The 1,553-nt window shown below is 37.6% G+C and carries 1 protein-coding gene; it reads left to right on the forward strand.

Going from position 1 to position 1,553, the window contains the following annotated elements; translation table 11 throughout:
* Window positions 1–480 precede the first annotated feature (480 nt).
* Entirely contained in the window at window positions 481–1,287 is an 807-nt protein-coding gene (locus BZG14_RS15285; RefSeq protein ID WP_077609156.1) for a GIY-YIG nuclease family protein, read from the forward strand.
* Window positions 1,288–1,553: the final 266 nt, after the last annotated feature.

Raw genomic sequence — 1,553 nt, forward strand, 5'->3', positions numbered from 1 at the left:
GAGTTTGAGGCAGCCGATGCTATGTGCTTTAGAATTGCCCACCCGAGAGCAACGCATGGGCATGGTGAGTTTCGTGAGAAGGTAATTCATAGGATTAAAGCTTGTGCAGCAGGTTAATAATTCGCATAACAAAGCATTGCAGCGGACAAGCCGCTGAATGCGGCGTTAGGTTTACAGGAAGTTTTAATCATATGTATAAATTTGGTCGTTGTATAAAAATATTTTTTCTTGTTCCCACGCTCCCGCGTGGAAATGCATATCTAGCGCTTATTCAAACACAAACAGCACCATAACTTGTGTAACATTACGCTGGCTAGGGCTTTTTCGCTAAAAGTATTGACGCTGTCCGTGAGACTTAGAACAGAGAATAATGACTGCTCGGTGATCTTGCAGCGAAGCCTACCTATGATTCAAAACCCTATATACATTCCCACGCAGGAGCGTGGGAACGAGTTAAAAAAGAAATGAGAGGAAAATTTTATGATAACCTTCAGAGAGCTGATTTCCTTAAAAACAAATATTGTTGATGGTAAAAAAGTCAAGTATGTTAGACATAAGGATAGCCGTTCAGAGTACAAAGATATTATTAAAGATGTAGATAAGCTGATATCATATCAAAAAGAACAGTCAAATCCTGTATTCAGTAATTGTGATTATATTTTATCCTTCGTAGGTCAAGAAGGTACAAAGGCTCTTTTTTTAGGGATCTTTAAGGTAGAAGGAGTTGAAGAGAGAAATGGTAAATATCATTACGACCTTAAAGCTTTGAACGAATTGTCCTCTTTCAAAGATAGAGTTGTTATCGATTGGGGCGACGCTACGCGAAATTGGCATCAATGGTTCGATAAGAACGAGAAGTTCGTAGTGGAAATACTACCGGAAGGATATTTGGGTGATTTTCCCGGGCTATTAAATATTGTTTTAGAGTTTAATGAATTAGAAAAGCTTGTTAGGAACCCAAATGCTAACTTGACTTGGTATCATCGATTGTCATCTATCAATGCAATATATATGATTCTTGATGAAGAAAATGGAAATCAGTATATAGGATCTGCTTGTGGTAATCTTGGTTTGTGGCAACGCTGGAGTGAATATGTAAAAACTAAGCACGGGAATAATAAATCCCTCATAGAGTTATATAGAAACAATAAGGATTGCTATAAGAACTTTACGTTTTCAGTTCTACAGACTTTACCTAGCAATGTTGGCAAAGGTGAAATAGAAAAGCTAGAAAACTTATATAAGAAAAAATTTGGAACGAAATCTTTTGGTTTAAATGAAAATTAATAGGAAAATAAAATGGAGATCCTGCTAGAGTCTATTCATTTTATTTCTCGTTCCCACGCTCCCGCGTGGGAATGCATATCTAGCTTTTATTCAAACACAAACAGCACCATAACCTGAGTAACACTGCGCTCGGCAGGACATTGAATCTGTTTACTTGCTGCCAATGATCTAAAAGTATTGGCGGTGTCTGGAGACGCAGAAGTACGGAGTTAGTTAAGTTCGGTGATATTATGACGAACCCTGCCTATGATTCAAAATCTATATAC

The organism is Salinivibrio sp. IB282 (assembly GCF_001995685.1).
Lineage (GTDB): Bacteria > Pseudomonadota > Gammaproteobacteria > Enterobacterales > Vibrionaceae > Salinivibrio > Salinivibrio kushneri.

Coding starts and splice junctions, on each gene's coding strand:
- BZG14_RS15285 (WP_077609156.1), top strand. CDS start 481: ATGATAACCTTCAGAGAGCTGATTTCCTTAAAAACAAATATTGTTGAT.